The organism is Nocardiopsis sp. CA-288880, assembly GCF_050955985.1.
Taxonomy (GTDB): Bacteria; Actinomycetota; Actinomycetes; order Streptosporangiales; family Streptosporangiaceae; genus Nocardiopsis; species Nocardiopsis tropica.
The window spans coordinates 4,987,351-5,005,388 of the sequence record NZ_CP192105.1 but is presented as its reverse complement, the minus strand read 5'-3'; the positions used below and the strand labels follow the sequence as shown (position 1 = coordinate 5,005,388).

Sequence of the window (18,038 nt, the reverse complement as noted above, 5' to 3'; positions counted from 1 at the left end):
GCTTTGTAACGAAGGGTGCCGATTTCGCCTTCGGGTCCTGAATCCGACGGCGGTCAGGTGACGAGCGCCCATCCGGTATGACGACGCGTGGGACGGAGCCGCTGTGAAGCACATGGAGGTTGTCGGCGTCCGGGTCGAGATGCCCTCGAACCAGCCGATAGTCCTGCTCAAGGAATCCGAGGGGGACCGCTACCTGCCGATCTGGATCGGCGGCGTGGAGGCGACCGCGATCGCGCTGGCGCAACAGGGCGTCGCGCCGGCCAGGCCGCTCACCCACGACCTGTTCAGGGATGTCCTGGACGCCCTGGACACCGGCCTCACCACGGTGAACATCACCGGTCTCAGCGACGGCATCTTCTACGCCGAGCTGGTCTTCAGCAACGGCGTGGAGGTCAGCGCCCGCCCCTCCGACTCCATCGCCCTCGCCTTACGCACGGGTGCGCCGATCTACGCCCACGAGGACGTGATCGCCGAGGCCGGTATGCCGATCCCGGACGAGCAGGAGGACCAGGTCGAGGCGTTCCGCGAGTTCTTGGACAACATCTCGCCCGAGGACTTCGGCAGGAAGGCCGAATAGACCGCTGCGGGGTCCGTGCGGCGTGGGCTCCGACCAGCGTGGAAGCAGAAGGGACACAGCTGCGACCTGCGGCTTTGTCCGACGTGCCGGTGATAGATTGGGCTGGGGAAGTGACCGTGGCGGTCAGGGCCGAAATCCGTGGAGGCGCACAGGGCGCCTCCGGGCGGGCCCCGGGGCACCAACGGCGCGCGCACTTGGCGACGCGCCGGGCCCTGTCGTTGACGCTGCCGGTCGGTAGTCCTACCGTCAGTGCAGTGGAACCCGCGGCGCACCCATCCCCTGAGTGGATATCCCCTGTCGAGGCCGCCGCGGGACGAGAAGCCGGAGGTCGGCGTGGCGGTAGCGAGCGGCAAGCGGAATCCCCATGACAGGCGGTCCGCGCTGCGGCTAGCGGGGCAGCAGGGCCTACTGTGCGAAGAGGACGTGGTGGCGCGGCCTATGGACGTCGGGTATCGGGGCCCAGCGGCGTGTACCGCCGCCGGGATCACCTACCGTCAGCTCGACTACTGGGCGAGAACGGGCCTGGTCGAGCCGAGCGTGCGCACCGGAGCCCAGAACGCCCCCCTGTACAGCCTGCCCGACGTCCTGATGCTCAAGGTGGCCAAGCGGCTGCTGGACACGGGCATATCGCTGCAGCAGATCCGGACCGCGGTGGACCACCTGCGGGGACGCCCCGCCCCCGATCTGGCCCGCATCACCCTCATGAGCGACGGCGTCAGCGTCTACGAGTGCACCTCCCCCGACGAGGTCGTGGACCTCATGCAGCGCGGCCAGGGCATGTTCGGCCTGGCGCTGGCCCACGTGTGGCGCGAGCTGGAGGAGGCTCTGGGCGTGGTCCCCGACGAGGAGCGGACCGAGCTCCCCTCCGCGCCCCCGCCGGTGGACGAACTCGCCAGGCGGCGCAGGGAGCGCCGGACGGGCTGACCCCGGGGACCTCCGGGCATCCGCCGGTGTCGTCCGCGCGTGCCGGAGCGAGCAGGCATTCGAGAGCCGTTCCCGGGCCGCGTCGTGCCCATGTCCGACCGTGCCGGCGCCCCGGCGACCGCGGGCCTGCGGCGTGCCCGGGGACCGGGAGGGGAGCGGCCGCCCGCCCGGTCCGCCGGCGGGACCCCGGGCACGGGGACCCGGCGCCCGAGGCCGCCCCGCCGGCGGCGGGGAGCGCACCCGCACGGCGCCGGTGTACGCGGACCCCGGACGGGCGGCGGACCCCTGCGCGCAGGTGGTCGAAACGCGTGGGCGGGCTCTGCGCCTGCGGCGATGATCGAGTACCGTCGTACTCACAACAGGGACGAAGGGTGGAATTCGCCCTGTCCCCACATGCGTACATAGCGTCAGCAGGCTGTCAATACCGCGCGGGAGAGACCCCGACAGGGGCGCCGACGGGGCAATACTCCCCAGTAACCTCTCAGGCACCACGGACCGCGCGGAGGAGGCCGCTCTGAAGCCGGGGCACGTCCGTGCCCGGTGACAGAGGGGGAGACCGTGAGGAACACCGCCGAGTCGACTCGGCCCTGTCACCAGGAGGTCTCCGTGCCCGATCAGCCCGTGAACACCCCCGGCGCGCCCGCCCGGGTGTTCGCCGACCGCCACATCGGCCCCACCCCGGCCGAGATCCAGGAGATGCTCAAGACGGTCGGCCACGGCTCCACCGCCGAGCTCATGGCGGCGGCCGTACCGGAGTCCATCCTCACCGGCCCCGGCAGCAGCGCCCCGCTCGCCCTCCCCGACGCGATCGGGGAGGCCGAGGCCCTGGCCGAACTCCGCGACCTGGCCGCGCGCAACGACGTGCGCACCTCCCTGCTCGGCCAGGGCTACTACGGCACCTTCACCCCGCCGGTCATCCTGCGCAACATCATGGAGAACCCGGCCTGGTACACGGCCTACACGCCCTACCAGCCCGAGATCTCCCAGGGCCGGCTGGAGGCCCTGCTCAACTTCCAGACCATGGTCTGCGACCTGACCGGCCTGCCGGTCTCGGGCGCCTCCCTGCTGGACGAGTCCACCGCGGCGGCCGAGGCCATGACGCTGGCCCGCCGGGCCTCCAAGAGCAAGGCCGACGTCTTCGTCGTCGACGCCGACGTCTTCCCGCAGACCCTCCAGGTCCTGCGCACCCGCGCCGAACCCCTGGGCATCGAGGTCGTCGTCGCCGACCTGGCGCAGGGCCTTCCCCGGGGCGACGCCTTCGGCGTCCTCGTCCAGTACCCGGGCGCCGGCGGCGCCGTGCGCGACCCGGGCGACGTCATCGCCGCGGCCCACGAGCGCGGGGCCCTCGCGGTGGTGGCCGCCGACATCCTCGCCCTGACCCTGCTGCGCAGCCCGGGCGACCTCGGCGCCGACATCGCTGTCGGCTCCACCCAGCGCTTCGGCGTCCCGCTCGGCTTCGGGGGCCCGCACGCCGGCTACATGGCCGTCGGGGAGAAGCTGCGCCGCCAGCTGCCCGGCCGCCTGGTCGGGGTCTCGGTGGACAACGCGGGCAAGCCCGCCTACCGGCTCGCCCTCCAGACCCGGGAACAGCACATCCGCCGCGAGAAGGCCACCAGCAACATCTGCACCGCGCAGGTGCTCCTGGCCGTCATGGCGGGGATGTACGCGGTCTACCACGGCCCCCACGGCCTGCGCGCGATCGCCCGCCAGGTGCACACCCGCACCGCGGCGCTGGCCGACGCCCTCATCGAGCGCGGTTTCGAGATCGTCCACTCCGCCTACTTCGACACCCTCCGCGTGCGCGTGCCCAGCGCCGCCCGCGTCGTGGAGACCGCCCTGGAGGCCGGGTACAACCTCCTCCCCGTCGACCAGAACACGGTCGGCGTGAGCGTGGACGAGACCACCTCCGTGGCCGACCTGGAAGCGGTGCTGGCGGCCTTCGGCGAGGCCGAGCGGGGCTCCGCCAGGGGCCTCCCGGACGTGGACCCGGAGGCCGCGCGCCTCCCCGCCGGGCTGGCCAGGGAGGTCGACTACCTCGCGCACCCGGTGTTCAACACCCACCGGAGCGAGACCTCCCTGCTGCGCTACATGCGCCGCCTGTCCGACCGCGACCTGGCCCTGGACCGCACGATGATCCCGCTGGGCTCGTGCACCATGAAGCTCAACTCGACCACGGAGATGGAACCCGTCACCTGGCCCGAGTTCGCGGGCCTGCACCCGTTCGCGCCGATCGACCAGGCCGCCGGGAGCATGACCGTGATCCGCGACCTGGAGGCCTGGCTGGCCGAGGTCACCGGCTACGACGCCGTGTCCCTCCAGCCCAACGCCGGGTCCCAGGGCGAGTTCGCCGGCCTGCTCGCCATCCGGGGCTACCACCGCTCGCGCGGCGAGGCCCACCGCGACGTGTGCCTCATCCCCAGCTCCGCGCACGGCACCAACGCCGCGAGCGCCGTGATGGCGGGCATGCGCGTGGCCGTCGTCGCCTGCGACGACAACGGCAACGTCGACCTGGACGACCTGCGCGCCAAGACCGCCGAGCACGCGGACGACCTGGCCGCGATCATGGTCACCTACCCGTCCACGCACGGCGTGTACGAGGACACCGTCACCGAGGTGTGCCGCCTGGTCCACGAGGCCGGCGGCCAGGTGTACGTCGACGGCGCCAACCTCAACGCGCTCCTCGGCTGGGCCAAGCCGGGCGAGTTCGGCGCCGACGTCAGCCACCTCAACCTGCACAAGACGTTCTGCATCCCGCACGGGGGCGGGGGCCCGGGCGTGGGGCCGGTCGCGGTCCGCTCGCACCTGGCCGGCTTCCTGCCCAACCACCCGGCCCAGTCCGAGGCGGGCCCGCACACGGGGGTGGGACCGGTGTCGGCCGCGCCGTTCGGTTCGGCGGGCATCCTGCCCATCTCCTGGGCGTACGTCCGGATGATGGGGGAGGAGGGCCTGCGCTCGGCCACCGAGGTCGCGGTCCTGTCCGCGAACTACCTGGCCAAGCGGCTGGAGCCGTACTTCCCGGTCCTCTACACCGGCGCGGGGGGCCTGGTGGCCCACGAGTGCGTCATCGACATCCGCCCGCTCCAGAAGGCCAGCGGGATCAGCAACGAGGACGTGGCCAAGCGCCTCATGGACTACGGGTTCCACGCCCCGACGATGTCCTTCCCGGTCAACGGCACCCTCATGGTGGAGCCGACCGAGAGCGAGAACCTCGCCGAGCTGGAGCGGTTCGTGGAGGCGATGATCGCGATCCGCGCCGAGATCGACCGGGTGGCCGGCGGGGAGTGGGACTCCGAGGACAACCCCCTGCGCAACGCCCCGCACACCGCCGAGGCGGTCACGGCCGAGAAGTGGGAGCACGGCTACACCCGCGCCGAGGCCGCGTACCCGCTGCCGTCGCTGCGCACGGACAAGTACTGGCCGCCGGTCGGCCGTATCGACCAGGCCTACGGTGACCGCAACCTGGTCTGCTCCTGCCCGCCGCCGGAGGCCTTCGCGATGTAGGCGAGCGGGACGGACGAGGGGCGCCGGTCCGCCGACCGGCGCCCCTCCGCGTGTCCGGGCCACGTGCCCCCGAAAGTGAATCTACGTCGTAAAGGCGTCGCGTGGACAAGTGCTCTGTCCGGTGAGGAGACGAGCACCGGACCGACATCCCCACAGGGCCGCCGCCTCCGGGCAGGAGCCGCGTTAGAGTTGCGGCGACCCGGTTCCGCGTCCCACCGCGAGACCCGCCGCCCCCATGGAAAGCGGAAGCAATGACCACGACGTCCGGACATCCCGCACGCTCTGGCCCCGCCGACCCGCCGCCGGCCGCCGACCCCCAGGACACCGGGGAGACCGACGCGGTCTCTGCCCAGGACGCCGCCGACGTGTGCGACCAGGCCCAGGACCTCGCCGAGAACGGCCACCTCAAGCGCGCCGCCAAGCTCTACCGCAGAGCCGTCGCCGCGGACCCGCACCCGCGGGTGCTCGCCCGCGCCCTGCTGGGCCTGGCCGTGGTCGAGGACCAGCGGGGGGACCTCCCCGCCTCCCGCGAGGCCGCCCGCGGGGCGGTGGCCACCGGCGACCCCCGGTACGCCCCGCGCGCCGCCTACCACCTCGGCCTGTCCCTCGAGCAGGAGGGCGAGCACGTCGAGGCCGAGGGCGTCTGGCGCAGGCTCGTCGACCTGGGGGAGCCCTCCTACGCCGCCGTGGCCCACTACGGTCTGGCGCGGTCGGCGGAGGACCGCGGGGACCCCGGCGCGGCCGAGGAGCACTGGGAGGCGGCCCTGCGCCTCCCGCGCGGCTCCGACCCGATCGGCCGCCTGCACGCGGCCACCGTCGTCGAGGCGGCCCGGGACCTGGCTGGCCGCCTGCTCGGCCGGGGGCTGCCGGGCGCCGCCTCCGCGGCCGTCGAGCGGGGGCTCTCGGTCGCGGACGACCCCGGCTTGCGCCTGCTGCGCGCGGCGGCCCACCTCGAACACGCCATCGCCGACGTCGGCGCGATCGTCGACCCGGGCGAGGGGGAGCGGGACGCGCCCGCCCCGGACGCGGGGACCTCGGCCTCGGCGGTGGAACTCCTCGCCGGACTGCTCGCCCTGCGCGGGGAGCCCGACGGCGCCGAGCGGGTCTGGCGCGCGGGCCTGGGGAACGGGGACCCGGAGACCGCGCACGAGGTGCGCCGTCGGCTGCGCCGGGGGTTCGCCGCCCCGGAGGACGCGGGGGCGGGCCCGTGGTGGGAGCCCTACCTGGAGGAGGCCGCGGCGACGGCCACCGCCCCGGCGCTGGCGGGGGAGCTGTTCGCCGTCGTCACCCGGATGCACGCGCTGCTGGCGCTCCCGGTGGTGGAGGGGGAGTCGCGCGCCGACGCGCTGCGCGCCGCCATGGAGCAGGCCCTGCGCACCCCGAGCGGCCTGGTGTGGGGCGCCGACGTGCACGCCGACTTCCGGAGCCGGCTGCGGGAGGCGATGGGGGGAGAGGACGTCCTGCCCGAGGGCTGGCCCGACCTGTGACACGGAACCGCCCGGGGCTCGTCGCCTTCCGGGCGGGTGTGCGTCGGCCGGGGACCGCGCCGGCGGTGGCCCGGGGCCGGCGGCGGGCGGTGTCGCCCGCTTCCGGTGCGTGGGCGGGGCGGGTCCCTGGCCGTGTTCCTCGGTGTGCGGGGTCAGGCGGCCACGCGGGGCCGGTGCGGGGCGACAACCGCCCCGTCGGGCAGCAGTTCGCCGGTGTCGTCGAAAAGGACGACCCCGTTGCAGAGCAGGCTCCATCCCTGTTCAGGGTGGCTGGAGACGACCCGTGCGGCTTCGCGGTCGGTGTCCTCGAAGGACGGGCAGGCGGGTTGGTGGCTGCACATGGGACAGGCCTTTCGTTCCAGAAGAGCTCGTCGTTGAGCTGACGCCAACTTTAGTGGCTCACATCACATGCTTGCTCTGGTTTAGGCCCACCGTGGTGGTCCCGGTGTCGTCGTCCGCTCTCACACGGTGAGATATCCGCAGGCAGGCAATGGTTCCGGTGTGTCCGGCTCCGGCCAGAACGGTTTCAGTATCCGCCGCGCGTTCGGCGTGCCGCTGGGCGGCTGCGCATGCCCGCCCCGGCGAGCCCGCCGCGCTGGAAGGCCCGCACCAGTTCCCCGCCGAGGTTGACCCCGGCGCCCAGCGCCAGGCCCACCATGACCGCCTCCACCACGCTGAGCAGGCCCGACACCGCCGTGCCCTGGGTGATCTCGATCAGCCCCCGGTACAGGATGCTGCCCGGGAGCAGCGGCGCGATCGACGGGACCAGGTACGGCAGGACCGGGCGTCTCGTGCGTCTGGCGAGCCAGTGCCCCACGACGCCCACCGCGACGGCGCCGGCCATCGTGCCCACGACCGGCGGCACGTCCAGGAGCGAGCGCAGACCCGCGTAGATCGCCCAGATCATGACACCCAGGGCCCCGATCGTCGGGAGCATCCGGGGCGGGACCGCCAGCGAGATCGCGAACGCCATCGCGATCCCCGCCGCGCCGATCAGGACGGGGACCTCCAGGGAGGTACCCGCCGAGGGCAGGCTGTCGAGGTCGACCGGCACGCCCAGCCGGATCGCCGTGTAGGCCACGGCGCCCACCCCCGACACGATCGCGCCCAGGATGAAGAAGGTCTCCAGGAGGCGCGCCGCGGACGACACGTAGCTGCCGCTGATGCCGTCCTGGAGGCTGGACACCAGGGGCCGCCCGGGGAGCAGGGCCATGATGTTGCCGGTGATGATCGCCGCGGCCTGCAGTCCCAGGTCCAGCGTGGTGCTCACCCAGAGCAGGGCCACGCCGATGGTCGCCGCGACCACCGCCGCCGCGGCCATCTGGTAGAACTCGGCGACGCCGCGCCGGGCCAGGAACACCGCGGTCCGGTCGCCCAGCACGGTGGCGAGGAACGCGGCGGCCGCCACGACCAGGCCGCCGCCCATCATCACACTGGCGCTGGAGGCGATCAGGCCGAACCCGAACACGATCACCCAGTTCGGGTACGGCATGCGGGCACGCCGGATCTGGGACAGCCGGGCGGTGGCGTCCTCCAGTTCCAGCAGCCCCAGCGCGGCCTGCTGCACCAGGGTGTGCAGCTCGTTGACGCGGAAGTAGTCCAGGGAGCGCCGGCGCACGACCCGTTCGCCGGTGACGGGCGGCTGGTCGCCGCCCGGGTGGGTGGACAGGGTGATCGTGGTGAAGGTGACCGACACCTCGGACCGGGGCAGCTCGAAGGCGACCGAGAGGCTGAGCATCGACTCGCTGACGGCCTCCGTGCCCTCGCCGCTGGCCAGCATGAGCTCGCCGACGCGCAGGACCAGGTCCATGGCCCTCGCGTCGGGCAGGTTGACGCCCTCGTTGTCGTCGAGGCCGTCCGGGGTCAGTTCCCGTTCGTGTTCCGCCCGCCAGTCCCGCATCCTGCTGAGCAGGCGGTCCTCACTCGGGGGAACCGGTCGCTCCCGCTTGCTTGGCATCCCTGTTCTCCGTTCCCTCCCCGCCTGTACCCCGTGGTGGTCGGCGCGTCGATCACAACCCCAGAGGGGACGCAGTCCGGACGTGTCGGGTTCGCCTGGAACAGGGGCGGGCGCCGGTGAGTTCGATCACCGGCTCATCCTGTCAAGGCGGGATGGACTCCGACAGCGACGCGCCGGGACCCGCGGGGCGGGTGGCCCGGTGTCGCGGCGCGCCCGGACGGCGCCGTGCCTCAGCCGTCCCCGTCGGGCCGTCCGGGCCTGACGAGTCCGTGTTCGTAGGCGTAGACCACGGCCTGTACGCGGTCCCGCAGTCCCAGTTTGGTGAGGATGCTGCCCACGTGCGACTTGACGGTCGTCTCGCCCAGGACGAGGTGGGCGGCGATCTCGGCGTTGGACCAGCCGCGCGCCACCAGCCGCAGGACCTCGTGCTCGCGGGAGGTCAGGGCCGCGGCCGGGGCCTCCTCCTCGGCTGCGGGGGGCAGCAGCGGCGTGAAGCGGTCCAGGAGGCGGCGCAGGACCGGTGGGGCCACGACCGCGGCGCCGCTCGCGACCACCTCCACGGCGGTCACGAGATCGGCCGGCGGGGAGTCCTTGAGGAGGAACCCGGTCGCGCCCGCGCGCAGGATCTCCACCACGTACTCGTCCAGGTCGAAGGTGGTCAGTGCCAGGACCCGCACGCTGTGTCCCAGCGGCTGGGCCCAGGACGTGATCCGGCGGGTGGCCTCGACCCCGTCCATGCCCGCCATGCGGATGTCCATGAGGACGACGTCGGGCACCAGGGTCCGGGCGGCCCGCACCGCCTCGCGGCCGTCGGAGGCCTCCCCGACGACCGACAGGTGCGGGGCGGACTCCAGGATCATGCGGAAACCGGCGCGGACGAGGGGCTGGTCGTCGACCAGCAGTACAGAGACGGGCACACGGCCGATTGTGCCTCATCGGGGGGCTTGTCCGGTCCCCGCCGTTCGGGGCGCGGGCGGCGGCGCGGCGGACGGGTCCGGGCCGCGGCCGGTCAGGCGGTGGGCAGCGGCGGCGGTGTGCCGCCGAACTCGGGGCACAGGGCCTGGTGCTCGCACCAGCCGCACAGCTTGCTCTTGCGGGGCGCCCACACGCCGGTCCGTCCGGCCTCCTCGATCCGGGCCCAGATGCCGGAGATCTCCTCCTCCGCGGCCCGGAGCTCGTCCTCGGTCGGGTCGTACCAGCGCACGGCCCCGTCGCCGCCGAGGTAGACGAGCTGGAGGCGGGCGGGGACGACGCCGAGGTCGCGCCAGATCATCACGGCGTAGAAGAAGATCTGGAAGCGGGCCTTGTCCTCGAACCTGGGGTGCGGGGACTTGCCGGTCTTGTAGTCCACGATCCGGATCTGCCCGGTCGGGGTGACGTCGAGGCGGTCGACGTAGCCGCGCAGTTTGAGCCCGGTGGGCAGGGCCACGTCCAGGCGCATCTCGCGGTCGCGGGGCTCCAGGGCCGTCGGGTTCTCCAGGTCGAAGTAGCGGCGCACCAGGTCGCGGGCGGACTCCAGCCAGGTGTCGCGCTCCGCCTCGTCGGCGAAGAGCTCGTCGACCTCGGGCTTCTTCTCGCGCAGAGCGGTCCACTGCGGGTCGACGAGGGCGGCGGCGTTGTGCGGGGTGCGCGACTCCGCGGGGAGCTCGTAGAGGCGTTCGAGGCAGGCGTGGACCAGGGTGCCGCGCAGCGCCGCCGCGCTGGGAGCCTCCGGGAGCCGGTCGATGGTGCGGAACCGGAACAGCAGGGGGCACTGGAGGAAGTCGGAGGCACGCGAGGGCGAGAGGGCGGACGGAAGGGGCGCGGTGGTCATGGGACGAGCCTATGAGAAGGTCGCGACAGGCCGGGCGCGGTGGCCCCGTACCCTGGGGACGTGACCACCGGTAGTGAGCCCTCCGCGCCCAGAACCCGCGACCGCGCCAAGAGCAAGGGGCTGCTCCTGGGCCGCCCCTTCGGCATTCCCGTGTACGTGACGCCGTCGTGGTTGATCGTGGCGGTGCTGATCACCCTCGTCTACGGGGGGATCGTCGAGGGGCGGCTCGCGCTGGGGCCCGCCTCCTACCTGTTGGCGTTCGTCTTCGCGGTCCTGCTGTACGCCTCCGTCCTGGTGCACGAGCTCGCGCACTCGGTGGTGGCGCGCATGTACGGGCTGCCGGTGCGGCGGATCGTGCTGTACGTGCTGGGCGGGGTCTCCGAGATCGAGCGGGAGGCGCCCACTCCGGGGCGGGAGTTCTGGATCGCGTTCTCGGGTCCGCTGTTCTCCCTGATCCTGGCCGCGGGCGCCTTCGGCCTCTACCAGTTCGCCGACCCGTTCAGCGTGGTGGGCGAGCTGCTGTTCCAGCTGTGGATCGCCAACTTCCTGGTGGGCGTGTTCAACCTGTTGCCCGGGCTGCCCCTGGACGGCGGCAGGCTGTTGCGCGCCGGGGTGTGGAAGGCGACCGGCAGGCAGGTCGCGGGGAGTGTGGCGGCGGCCTGGGGCGGCCGGGGGCTGGCCCTGGTCGTGGTGGCGCTCCCGTTCGTCCTGGCGTGGTCGTCCGGCGGGCGGTTGAGCCCGTGGGCGGTGGTGTGGGGCCTGCTCCTGGGCGGGTTCATGTGGATGGGCGCCACCGACGCCCTGCGGGCGGCCCGGGTGCGCGAGCGGGTGCCCGGCCTGAGCGCGCGCGACCTGGCCCGGCCGGCGGTGCGGGTGCCGTCCGGCACCCCGCTGGCCGAGGCGCAGGGGAGGGCGCGCGAGGCGGGGGTCGTGGAGATCGTCGTGACCGACGCCGACGGCACCCCGACGTCGATCGTGCACCCGGCCTCGGCCGCGGCGATCGCGGAGGAGCGCCGGGCCCGGGTGCCGGTGTCGAGTGTGGCGCGGGCGGTGACGGACTCCTCCCTGGTGCCGGTGGACCTGAGGGGCGAGGAGCTGCTCGACGCGCTGACCGGGCACCAGCTGCCGGAGTACCTGGTGGTGGACGAGGCGGGCGGCGGGGTGTTCGGCGTGCTGCGCGCCGCCGACGTCAACGCGGCGATGTCCGGCCGGGCCTGAGGCGGCGGACGGCCACGCCTCCGCCGGGCCTCCGCCGGGCGCTCCCCGGGCGGCAGGCCGCGGCGGCCGGCGGTTCCGATGCGGATCACGGGTATTCCCCGCCGCTCCCCGCCTCTTAATCCGGGGCCGCGATACCGGTCAGGAGCGACGTGAGCCGGCGGTCCAGGTCGTCGACGCATCCGGCCCGGGGCCCCCGGTACCCGCGCCTGAACCTCCGCACCCGCCCGATCACCCGCTCGGAGTCGAAGCGCACCCCCGTGGCGAGCGCCTCCCGCGCCAGGCGGAACGCCTCGTCCACGTCGCCCGCCTCGGCGTGCGCCGAGGCCAGCTCGACCTGGAGGACCGCCGCCTGCTTGGCGTTGGCGGCCTTCTGGGCGAGGGCCTCCGCGAAGGCCTCGCGGGCCTCGTGCGGGCTCCGCAGGCGCACCCCGACCAGGGCGCGGTAGCCGGCGACCTTGGCCTGGTCGAAGGCGAACACCCACGGCCAGGGCGGGTCGGTGTTGGTCGTGCGGGCGGCCTCCTTCTCCGCCCTGCCGATGGCGCGGGAGGCGGCGGCCCCGTCGCCGGTGCCCGCGTGCGCGAGGGCGCCCACGCAGGCGAGCCAGGCGCGGGCCGTGGGGTGCGCGGAGGGGCCCAGGACGTGCTCGGCCTCCCGCACCAGCCCCAGGCCCAGCTCGGGGTCCTCCGCCGTGTCGATCTCGAAGGCGGCCAGGGACCCCAGCATGTACACGTCGAGCAGGCGCATCCCGGCCTGGCGGGCCCGGACGACCGCCGTGCGGTAGTGGACCCGGGCCGAGCCCATGTCGCCCAGGTCGGCGTGGAGCCAGGCGGCGAACCCGGCGGCCTCGCTGGCCGCCGCGCTGAGCGCCGGATGGAACGGAGTCCCATGCGAGTGCGCGAGCATCTGCTCGGCCAGCTGCACATGCGCCACGGCGCTGGGCAGCAGGTGGCGGGCGGGGGCGGACGCGTCCATGCGGCGCTGGCCGCCGGTGATGGAGCGCAGCGCGGACGCGGTGGTCTCGTCGACCGGGTGGGGCGCCTGCGAAGGCGGGGGAGCGGCGGGGGCGGCGGTGAGAAGGGCCCCGGCGGCGACCGCCTTCCCGAACTCGCGTCGTCTCGTGGTGTCCACCTCCTTCTGGACGGGTCCGTCCGGAGGCGGGGAGCCTCCGAAGCGGAGCAGGTGCAGCGGGACGCCCAGGCGCTGGGCGAGGTCCTGGACCTGGCTGACCGTCAGGGCCTGCTGTCCGTTGACCACCCGGGAGACCCAGCTCTGGGAATAGGCGACCGCGCGGGCGAGGTCTCCCTGGGACCATCCGCGCGCAGTGCGCACGCCTTCGAGAACTGTGGCCATGTCGCAGGTCGCCAGCGCGTTCGCCATGCGGGGCCGCGACCACAGGTCCGGTGGCAGAACACCGTCGGGTTGGGGCATGAGCTTAGATTAGGGATTCCGGCCACCCTGGGTGGCTATGTGTGAAAAAGAAGGTGCGATGCGTGATCCGCATAGAGACGCCCCGTACCGGGGCCGATGCGGGAGAGTACAAGAGTCGTTGGTCCCGGTAGGCATCCGGGAGGAAAGGGAGGCACCCCGTGACCGTGGAGACCCCGCCGGCGGGAAGCCCGAGTCTGCGGTGGGAGCCCGCCGCGGCTGATCCGGCGGACCGCGTGGACCCCGCCGGTCTGGCCCTGCGGGTCCTGGCCGCCGAACTGCGCTCACACGGCGTGGAGGTCCGCGAGGACGGGGCTTCCGGAACGGTCGACGCCGGCCCCAGCGCCCGCCCCCAGCGCGCGCTGCTCAGACCGCACAGGGGCGACCTCTGGTGGTGGATGCGCTGGCCGGCCCAGGTGGATGTGCATCCCGCCCTGTCGGGGGTCCCCATCTCCCCCGCCACCCGGACCTCCGACGCCGCCAGGCGGATCGTGGGCGCCCTGTCCATGACCGTCGGCGACGCCTGAACAGGCGCGGGTCCCCCTCAGCGCCCCCACGGGCGTGAGCGGTGCCCGCGCCCGGGAGGCGGGCGGGCCGGGTCTCCCCGAAACCCGGTCTCCCTCCGCGCGGGGCCCTGCCCGGTCCCGCCCGCCCACCCGTTCGACCCCCCGTGCGCGGGCCGTCCGCCGCCCGGCCCCCTCCGTCCCGGTCTCCGGCGGGCGGCCCGCGCCTTACCTCCGTCGCGCCCGGTCCGTCCGCCGCACTCTTCACCGAGGACCTCTTCGCCACCGGCAACGACGACGACAACCGGGCCGCCGTGCTCGGGGCGGCCGCCGAGGACCTGACCCTGGCGGGGGTGGCGGTCCACGGACCCGGGAGCGACGTCGACCAGGCGCTCAAGGGGCTGCGCCCGCACCCCTGAGGGACCCGGCGCGGGAGCCGCCCGGCTCCCGCCGGGGAGACCGCGGGCCGCCGCCCGGCGGGGACGGGACGGCGGCCGTGGCTCAGACCGTCCCGGGCTCGGCCGCCGCCAGCGCGGCGCCGACGATCCCGGCGGTGTTGCGCAGGGTCGCGGGGACGATGGGGGTGCGGATGTCCACATGGGGGAGGAACTTCTCCGACTTACGGCTCACCCCGCCGCCGACCACGATCAGGTCCGGCCAGAGCAGGTCCTCGACCACCCTGTAGTAGCGGTGCAGGCGCTGGGTCGCCCACTCGTGGTAGGAGAGGTCCTCGCGCTCCTTGGCGCCGGAGGAGGCCCGCGTCTCCGCGTCGTGCCCGTCGATCTCCAGGTGCCCGAACTCGGTGTTGGGCACGAGCTTGCCGTCCACCACCAGGGCGGAGCCGATGCCGGTGCCCAGGGTGGTCATCAGCACCACGCCCGGCACCCCCTTGGCGGCGCCGTAGCGGCTCTCCGCGACCGCCGCGGCGTCGGCGTCGTTGAGGACCCGCACCGGTCGGCCGGTCGCCTCGGTGAACAGGGTCCGCGCGTCGGTGCCCACCCAGCTCTTGGGCAGGTTGGCGGAGGTGCGCACGACCCCGCCCTGCACCACCCCGGGGAAGGTGATGCCCAGCGGCGCCTGCGAGACCTCGGGGAAGTGCGCGGAGATCTTGCCGACGATCTCCGCGATCGCCGCGGGGTCGGCGTGGCGGGGCGTGAGGACCTTCATCCGCTCCCGGAGGAACTCCCCGGCGACCAGGTCGACAGGGGCGCCCTTGATGCCGCTGCCCCCGATGTCGATCCCCAGTGCCGTGTTCGGCTGTGACATGGGTCGTCGCCTCCCGTGTTCCTCGTGTGGTGGATGGGCGTCGTCGCGGTCCCGCGGTGTCGATACTGCCCCGGAGGCGGGGTGTTCGCACGTTCGGACCCGGCGGGAGCCGCCCGTTTCCGGACTTGTGCCCGGACCGCTACGACCGTCCGTAGTCGGTTCGGGCCGCCTCCGGCCGTTCGCCACGGTATCGGGGGGCCGATACCCTGGGCGACTGCCCTGACTCAACCAATTGCGACGTGGGAAGACGAGAGCGACGTTGACCGGTATCCATGGCCGCCGCGGCCCCTTCACCGACGGCGACACCGTGCAGTTGACCGACCCCAAGGGTCGCATGCACACGATCACCCTGCGCGAAGGCAGCGCCTTCCACTCCCACAAGGGCAAGGTCGAACACGACGAGCTCATCGGCCTGCCCGACGGCAGCGTGGTCCGCTCCAACACCGGCACGGCCTACGTGGCGTTGCGCCCGCTGCTGATCGACTACACGCTGTCGATGAAGCGCGGGGCGACCATCGTCTACCCCAAGGACGCGGCCCAGATCCTGGTCGAGGCGGACATCTTCCCGGGGGCCCGGGTCGTCGAGGCGGGCGCCGGATCGGGCGCCATGTCCAACTGGCTGCTGCGCGCAGTCGGTGAGAACGGCATGGTGCACTCCTACGAGCGCCGCGCCGACTTCGCCGAGATCGCCCGCAAGAACGTGGAGAGGTTCTACGGCGGCCCGCACCCGGCGTGGAAGCTCACCGTCGGCGACCTGGTGGAGGAGCTCGACGAGACCGACGTGGACCGCGTCTTCCTCGACATGCTCGCCCCCTGGGAGTGCCTGGACGCGGTCGCCGGGGCGCTGATCCCCGGCGGACTGCTCTGCTGCTACGTCGCCACCACCACGCAGCTGTCGCGCGTGGTCGAGGGGCTGCGCGAGGACGACCGCTTCTACGAGCCGCGCTCGTGGGAGACCATGCTCCGCACCTGGCACGTGGAGGGGCTGGCGGTGCGCCCGGACCACCGCATGATCGGGCACACCGGGTTCCTGGTGGTGGCCCGCCGCCTCGCCGACGGGGCCGAGGCCCCCGAGCGCCGCCGCCGGCCGGCCAAGGGCGCCTACGGCAAGGACTTCACCGCTGCCCGCGAGCAGGACGGCCGCGGTCCGGCGCAGACGGCTGCCGGGACGGCGCCCGCCGAGGCCGTGGACCCGCAGGCCCCGGAGACCCCCGACGCGGGCCCGGGGGAGCCGGGCACCGCCGGGGAGTAGCGGGAGCGCCCGCCCGCCCCCTGCGTCCCACCGCGCCGCGCGAGGCCCGTCCGGAAGACCCGGGCGGGCCTCGCGCGTGTCCGGGGTCGCCGCCCCGGACACGCGGCCGGCCCCCGTCCGAGGCTTCTTGGGGGAGTCCTTCCTTGCCCGGGCCCGGCACGGAGGTTACTTTCTGATTACGTCGGGTCATCCGCTATCACTGTGACCTGGCGTAACGCAAGAGTTCAAAATGAGTCCTACGACACTCCCCGCGGCAGACAGGTTAGGAAATGGGCAGGGGTAGGTAGGCTCCGAGTAGTCATACTTCTCCTAGGGAGGTGGCGGACGTGGCCGAGCGCGACGACGAGCGTCAGAGCGACCGGGACCGTGAAGTCGCTGAACTCACGGCTCAGGTCTCCTACATGGAAAAGGAACTCAGCGTGGTTCGGCGCAAGCTCGCCGACTCGCCCCGACATGTACGCCTGCTGGAGGAGCGGTTGAGGGAGGCCCAGGCCAACCTCGCCGCTGCCAACGGCCAGAACGAACGGATCGTCTCCACGCTGAAGGAGGCGCGCGAGCAGATCGTGGCGCTGAAGGAGGAGGTCGACCGGCTGGCGCAGCCGCCTTCCGGATTCGGCGTCTACCTCGGTTCACGTGACGACGAGACCGTCGAGATCTTCACCAACGGCCGCAAGATGCGCGTCAACGTCAGTCCCTCGGTGGACCTCGAGAGCCTGCGCCCCGGCCAGGAGGTCATGCTCAACGAGGCCTTCAACGTCGTCGAGGTCGAGTCCTTCGAGACCGTCGGCGAGGTCGTCATGCTCAAGGAGCTCCTCGAGGACGGCGAACGCGCCCTGGTGATCTCCCACCACGACGAGGAGCGGATCGTCCGCCTGGCCGAACCGCTGCGCGACGAGCCGATCCGGCCCGGCGACTCCCTGCTGCTGGAGCCGCGTTCGGGCTACGTGTACGAGCGGATCCCCAAGTCGGAGGTCGAGGAGCTCATCCTCGAAGAGGTCCCCGACATCGCCTACACCGACATCGGCGGCCTGTCCGGGCAGATCGAGATGATCCGCGACGCCGTCGAGCTGCCCTACCTCTACAAGGAGCTCTTCTACGAGCACAAGCTGCGCCCGCCCAAGGGCGTCCTCCTCTACGGCCCTCCCGGCTGCGGCAAGACGCTCATCGCCAAGGCGGTCGCCAACTCGCTGGCCAAACAGGTCGCCGAGCGCACCGGCCGCGACGTCGGCAAGAGCTTCTTCCTCAACATCAAGGGCCCGGAGCTGCTGAACAAGTACGTGGGCGAGACCGAGCGGCACATCCGCCTGGTCTTCCAACGTGCCCGTGAGAAAGCCTCCGAGGGCACCCCCGTCATCGTCTTCTTCGACGAGATGGACTCGATCTTCCGGACCCGCGGATCGGGCGTGTCCTCCGACGTGGAGAACACGATCGTCCCGCAGCTCCTCAGCGAGATCGACGGCGTCGAGGGCCTGGAGAACGTCATCGTCATCGGCGCCTCCAACCGCGAGGACATGATCGACCCGGCGATCCTGCGGCCCGGCCGCCTGGACGTCAAGATCAAGATCGAGCGGCCCGACGCCGAGGCGGCCCGCGACATCTTCGGCAAGTACATCACCGAGGACCTGCCGCTGCACGAGGAGGACCTCGTCGAGCACGGCGGATCGACCAAGGCCACGGTGGACGCCATGATCCAGCGGGTCGTGGAGCGGATGTACACCGAGGGCGAGGAGAACCGCTTCCTGGAGGTCACCTACGCCAACGGCGACAAGGAGGTCCTGTACTTCAAGGACTTCAACTCCGGCGCGATGATCGAGAACATCGTCTCCAGGGCCAAGAAGATGGCCATCAAGGACTTCATCGACCAGCAGTCCAGGGGCATCCGGGTGTCGCACCTGCTCCAGGCCTGCGTCGACGAGTTCAGCGAGAACGAGGACCTGCCCAACACCACCAACCCCGACGACTGGGCGCGGATCTCCGGCAAGAAGGGCGAGCGCATCGTCTACATCCGGACCCTCGTGACCGGCAAGAAGGGCGCGGACGCGGGCCGTTCCATCGACACTGTCGCCAACACGGGCCAGTACCTGTAGAAACGCGCCTGCCACGCGCTCGGAGGG

15 protein-coding genes and 1 riboswitch are annotated in these 18,038 nt (G+C 72.9%); of the genes, 9 read left to right on the top strand and 6 right to left on the bottom strand.

Annotated elements, in window-relative coordinates; all coding sequences use genetic code 11:
* Window positions 1-103 precede the first annotated feature (103 nt).
* The 4 genes from ACQPYD_RS21810 to ACQPYD_RS21795 all read left to right on the top strand — a co-directional run bounded on the left by ACQPYD_RS21810 (window position 104) and on the right by ACQPYD_RS21795 (window position 6,489).
* Window positions 104-577, top strand: a complete 474-nt coding sequence (locus tag ACQPYD_RS21810) for a bifunctional nuclease family protein (protein WP_267945350.1) — start codon at window positions 104-106, stop codon at window positions 575-577.
* 438 nt (window positions 578-1,015) lie between these two features.
* Complete coding sequence (locus ACQPYD_RS21805) at window positions 1,016-1,501, top strand: MerR family transcriptional regulator (protein ID WP_433697445.1); 486 nt, start codon at window positions 1,016-1,018, stop codon at window positions 1,499-1,501.
* Between the two features lie 419 nt (window positions 1,502-1,920).
* Window positions 1,921-2,009, top strand: a riboswitch (glycine riboswitch).
* Window positions 2,010-2,107: 98 nt separating this feature from the next.
* Window positions 2,108-5,002, top strand: coding sequence for an aminomethyl-transferring glycine dehydrogenase (gene gcvP / locus ACQPYD_RS21800; RefSeq protein ID WP_433697444.1), 2,895 nt, complete (start codon window positions 2,108-2,110; stop codon window positions 5,000-5,002).
* Window positions 5,003-5,253: 251 nt separating this feature from the next.
* A complete protein-coding gene (locus tag ACQPYD_RS21795) occupies window positions 5,254-6,489 on the top strand; it encodes a tetratricopeptide repeat protein (RefSeq protein ID WP_433697443.1) in 1,236 nt (411 codons plus the stop codon).
* A gap of 152 nt (window positions 6,490-6,641) precedes the next feature.
* Here ACQPYD_RS21795 and ACQPYD_RS21790 read toward each other — a convergent pair whose 3' ends face one another.
* The 4 genes from ACQPYD_RS21790 to ACQPYD_RS21775 all read right to left on the bottom strand — a co-directional run bounded on the left by ACQPYD_RS21790 (window position 6,642) and on the right by ACQPYD_RS21775 (window position 10,259).
* Entirely contained in the window at window positions 6,642-6,830 is a 189-nt protein-coding gene (locus tag ACQPYD_RS21790; protein WP_267945346.1) for a DUF5999 family protein, read from the bottom strand.
* A 185-nt stretch (window positions 6,831-7,015) separates the two neighbouring features.
* Entirely contained in the window at window positions 7,016-8,446 is a 1,431-nt protein-coding gene (locus ACQPYD_RS21785; protein WP_433697442.1) for a threonine/serine ThrE exporter family protein, read from the bottom strand.
* 230 nt (window positions 8,447-8,676) lie between these two features.
* Window positions 8,677-9,363, bottom strand: coding sequence for a response regulator (locus tag ACQPYD_RS21780; RefSeq protein WP_433697441.1), 687 nt, complete (start codon window positions 9,361-9,363; stop codon window positions 8,677-8,679).
* A 92-nt stretch (window positions 9,364-9,455) separates the two neighbouring features.
* Window positions 9,456-10,259 (bottom strand): RecB family exonuclease, encoded by an 804-nt coding sequence (locus ACQPYD_RS21775; protein WP_433697440.1) that lies wholly within the window; start codon window positions 10,257-10,259, stop codon window positions 9,456-9,458.
* Window positions 10,260-10,409: 150 nt separating this feature from the next.
* On the opposite strand from ACQPYD_RS21775, the gene ACQPYD_RS21770 reads away from it, so the two are divergent.
* Window positions 10,410-11,477, top strand: coding sequence for a site-2 protease family protein (locus tag ACQPYD_RS21770; protein ID WP_433702100.1), 1,068 nt, complete (start codon window positions 10,410-10,412; stop codon window positions 11,475-11,477).
* A 115-nt stretch (window positions 11,478-11,592) separates the two neighbouring features.
* Here the strand turns inward: ACQPYD_RS21770 and ACQPYD_RS21765 are convergent, their stop codons facing one another.
* Window positions 11,593-12,855, bottom strand: a complete 1,263-nt coding sequence (locus tag ACQPYD_RS21765) for a helix-turn-helix domain-containing protein (RefSeq protein WP_433702099.1) — start codon at window positions 12,853-12,855, stop codon at window positions 11,593-11,595.
* A gap of 209 nt (window positions 12,856-13,064) precedes the next feature.
* Here ACQPYD_RS21765 and ACQPYD_RS21760 point away from each other — a divergent pair, with 209 nt between their 5' ends.
* Window positions 13,065-13,430 (top strand): hypothetical protein, encoded by a 366-nt coding sequence (locus tag ACQPYD_RS21760; RefSeq protein ID WP_433697439.1) that lies wholly within the window; start codon window positions 13,065-13,067, stop codon window positions 13,428-13,430.
* Between the two features lie 143 nt (window positions 13,431-13,573).
* The gene (locus ACQPYD_RS21755; protein ID WP_433697438.1) at window positions 13,574-13,825 is read left to right on the top strand and encodes a DUF2000 family protein; all 252 of its coding nucleotides are present in this window, start codon (window positions 13,574-13,576) and stop codon (window positions 13,823-13,825) included.
* Window positions 13,826-13,907: 82 nt separating this feature from the next.
* On the opposite strand, the gene ppgK is transcribed toward ACQPYD_RS21755, so the two are convergent.
* Window positions 13,908-14,672 (bottom strand): polyphosphate--glucose phosphotransferase, encoded by a 765-nt coding sequence (gene ppgK, locus ACQPYD_RS21750; RefSeq protein WP_433697437.1) that lies wholly within the window; start codon window positions 14,670-14,672, stop codon window positions 13,908-13,910.
* A gap of 259 nt (window positions 14,673-14,931) precedes the next feature.
* Here ppgK and ACQPYD_RS21745 point away from each other — a divergent pair, with 259 nt between their 5' ends.
* Together ACQPYD_RS21745 and arc are read left to right on the top strand one after the other, a co-directional pair.
* Window positions 14,932-15,924: a tRNA (adenine-N1)-methyltransferase gene (locus ACQPYD_RS21745; RefSeq protein ID WP_433697436.1), complete on the top strand. Its 993-nt coding sequence runs from the start codon at window positions 14,932-14,934 to the stop codon at window positions 15,922-15,924.
* A 317-nt stretch (window positions 15,925-16,241) separates the two neighbouring features.
* Window positions 16,242-18,011, top strand: coding sequence for a proteasome ATPase (gene arc, locus ACQPYD_RS21740; RefSeq protein WP_267945338.1), 1,770 nt, complete (start codon window positions 16,242-16,244; stop codon window positions 18,009-18,011).
* The last annotated feature ends 27 nt before the right edge of the window (window positions 18,012-18,038 follow it).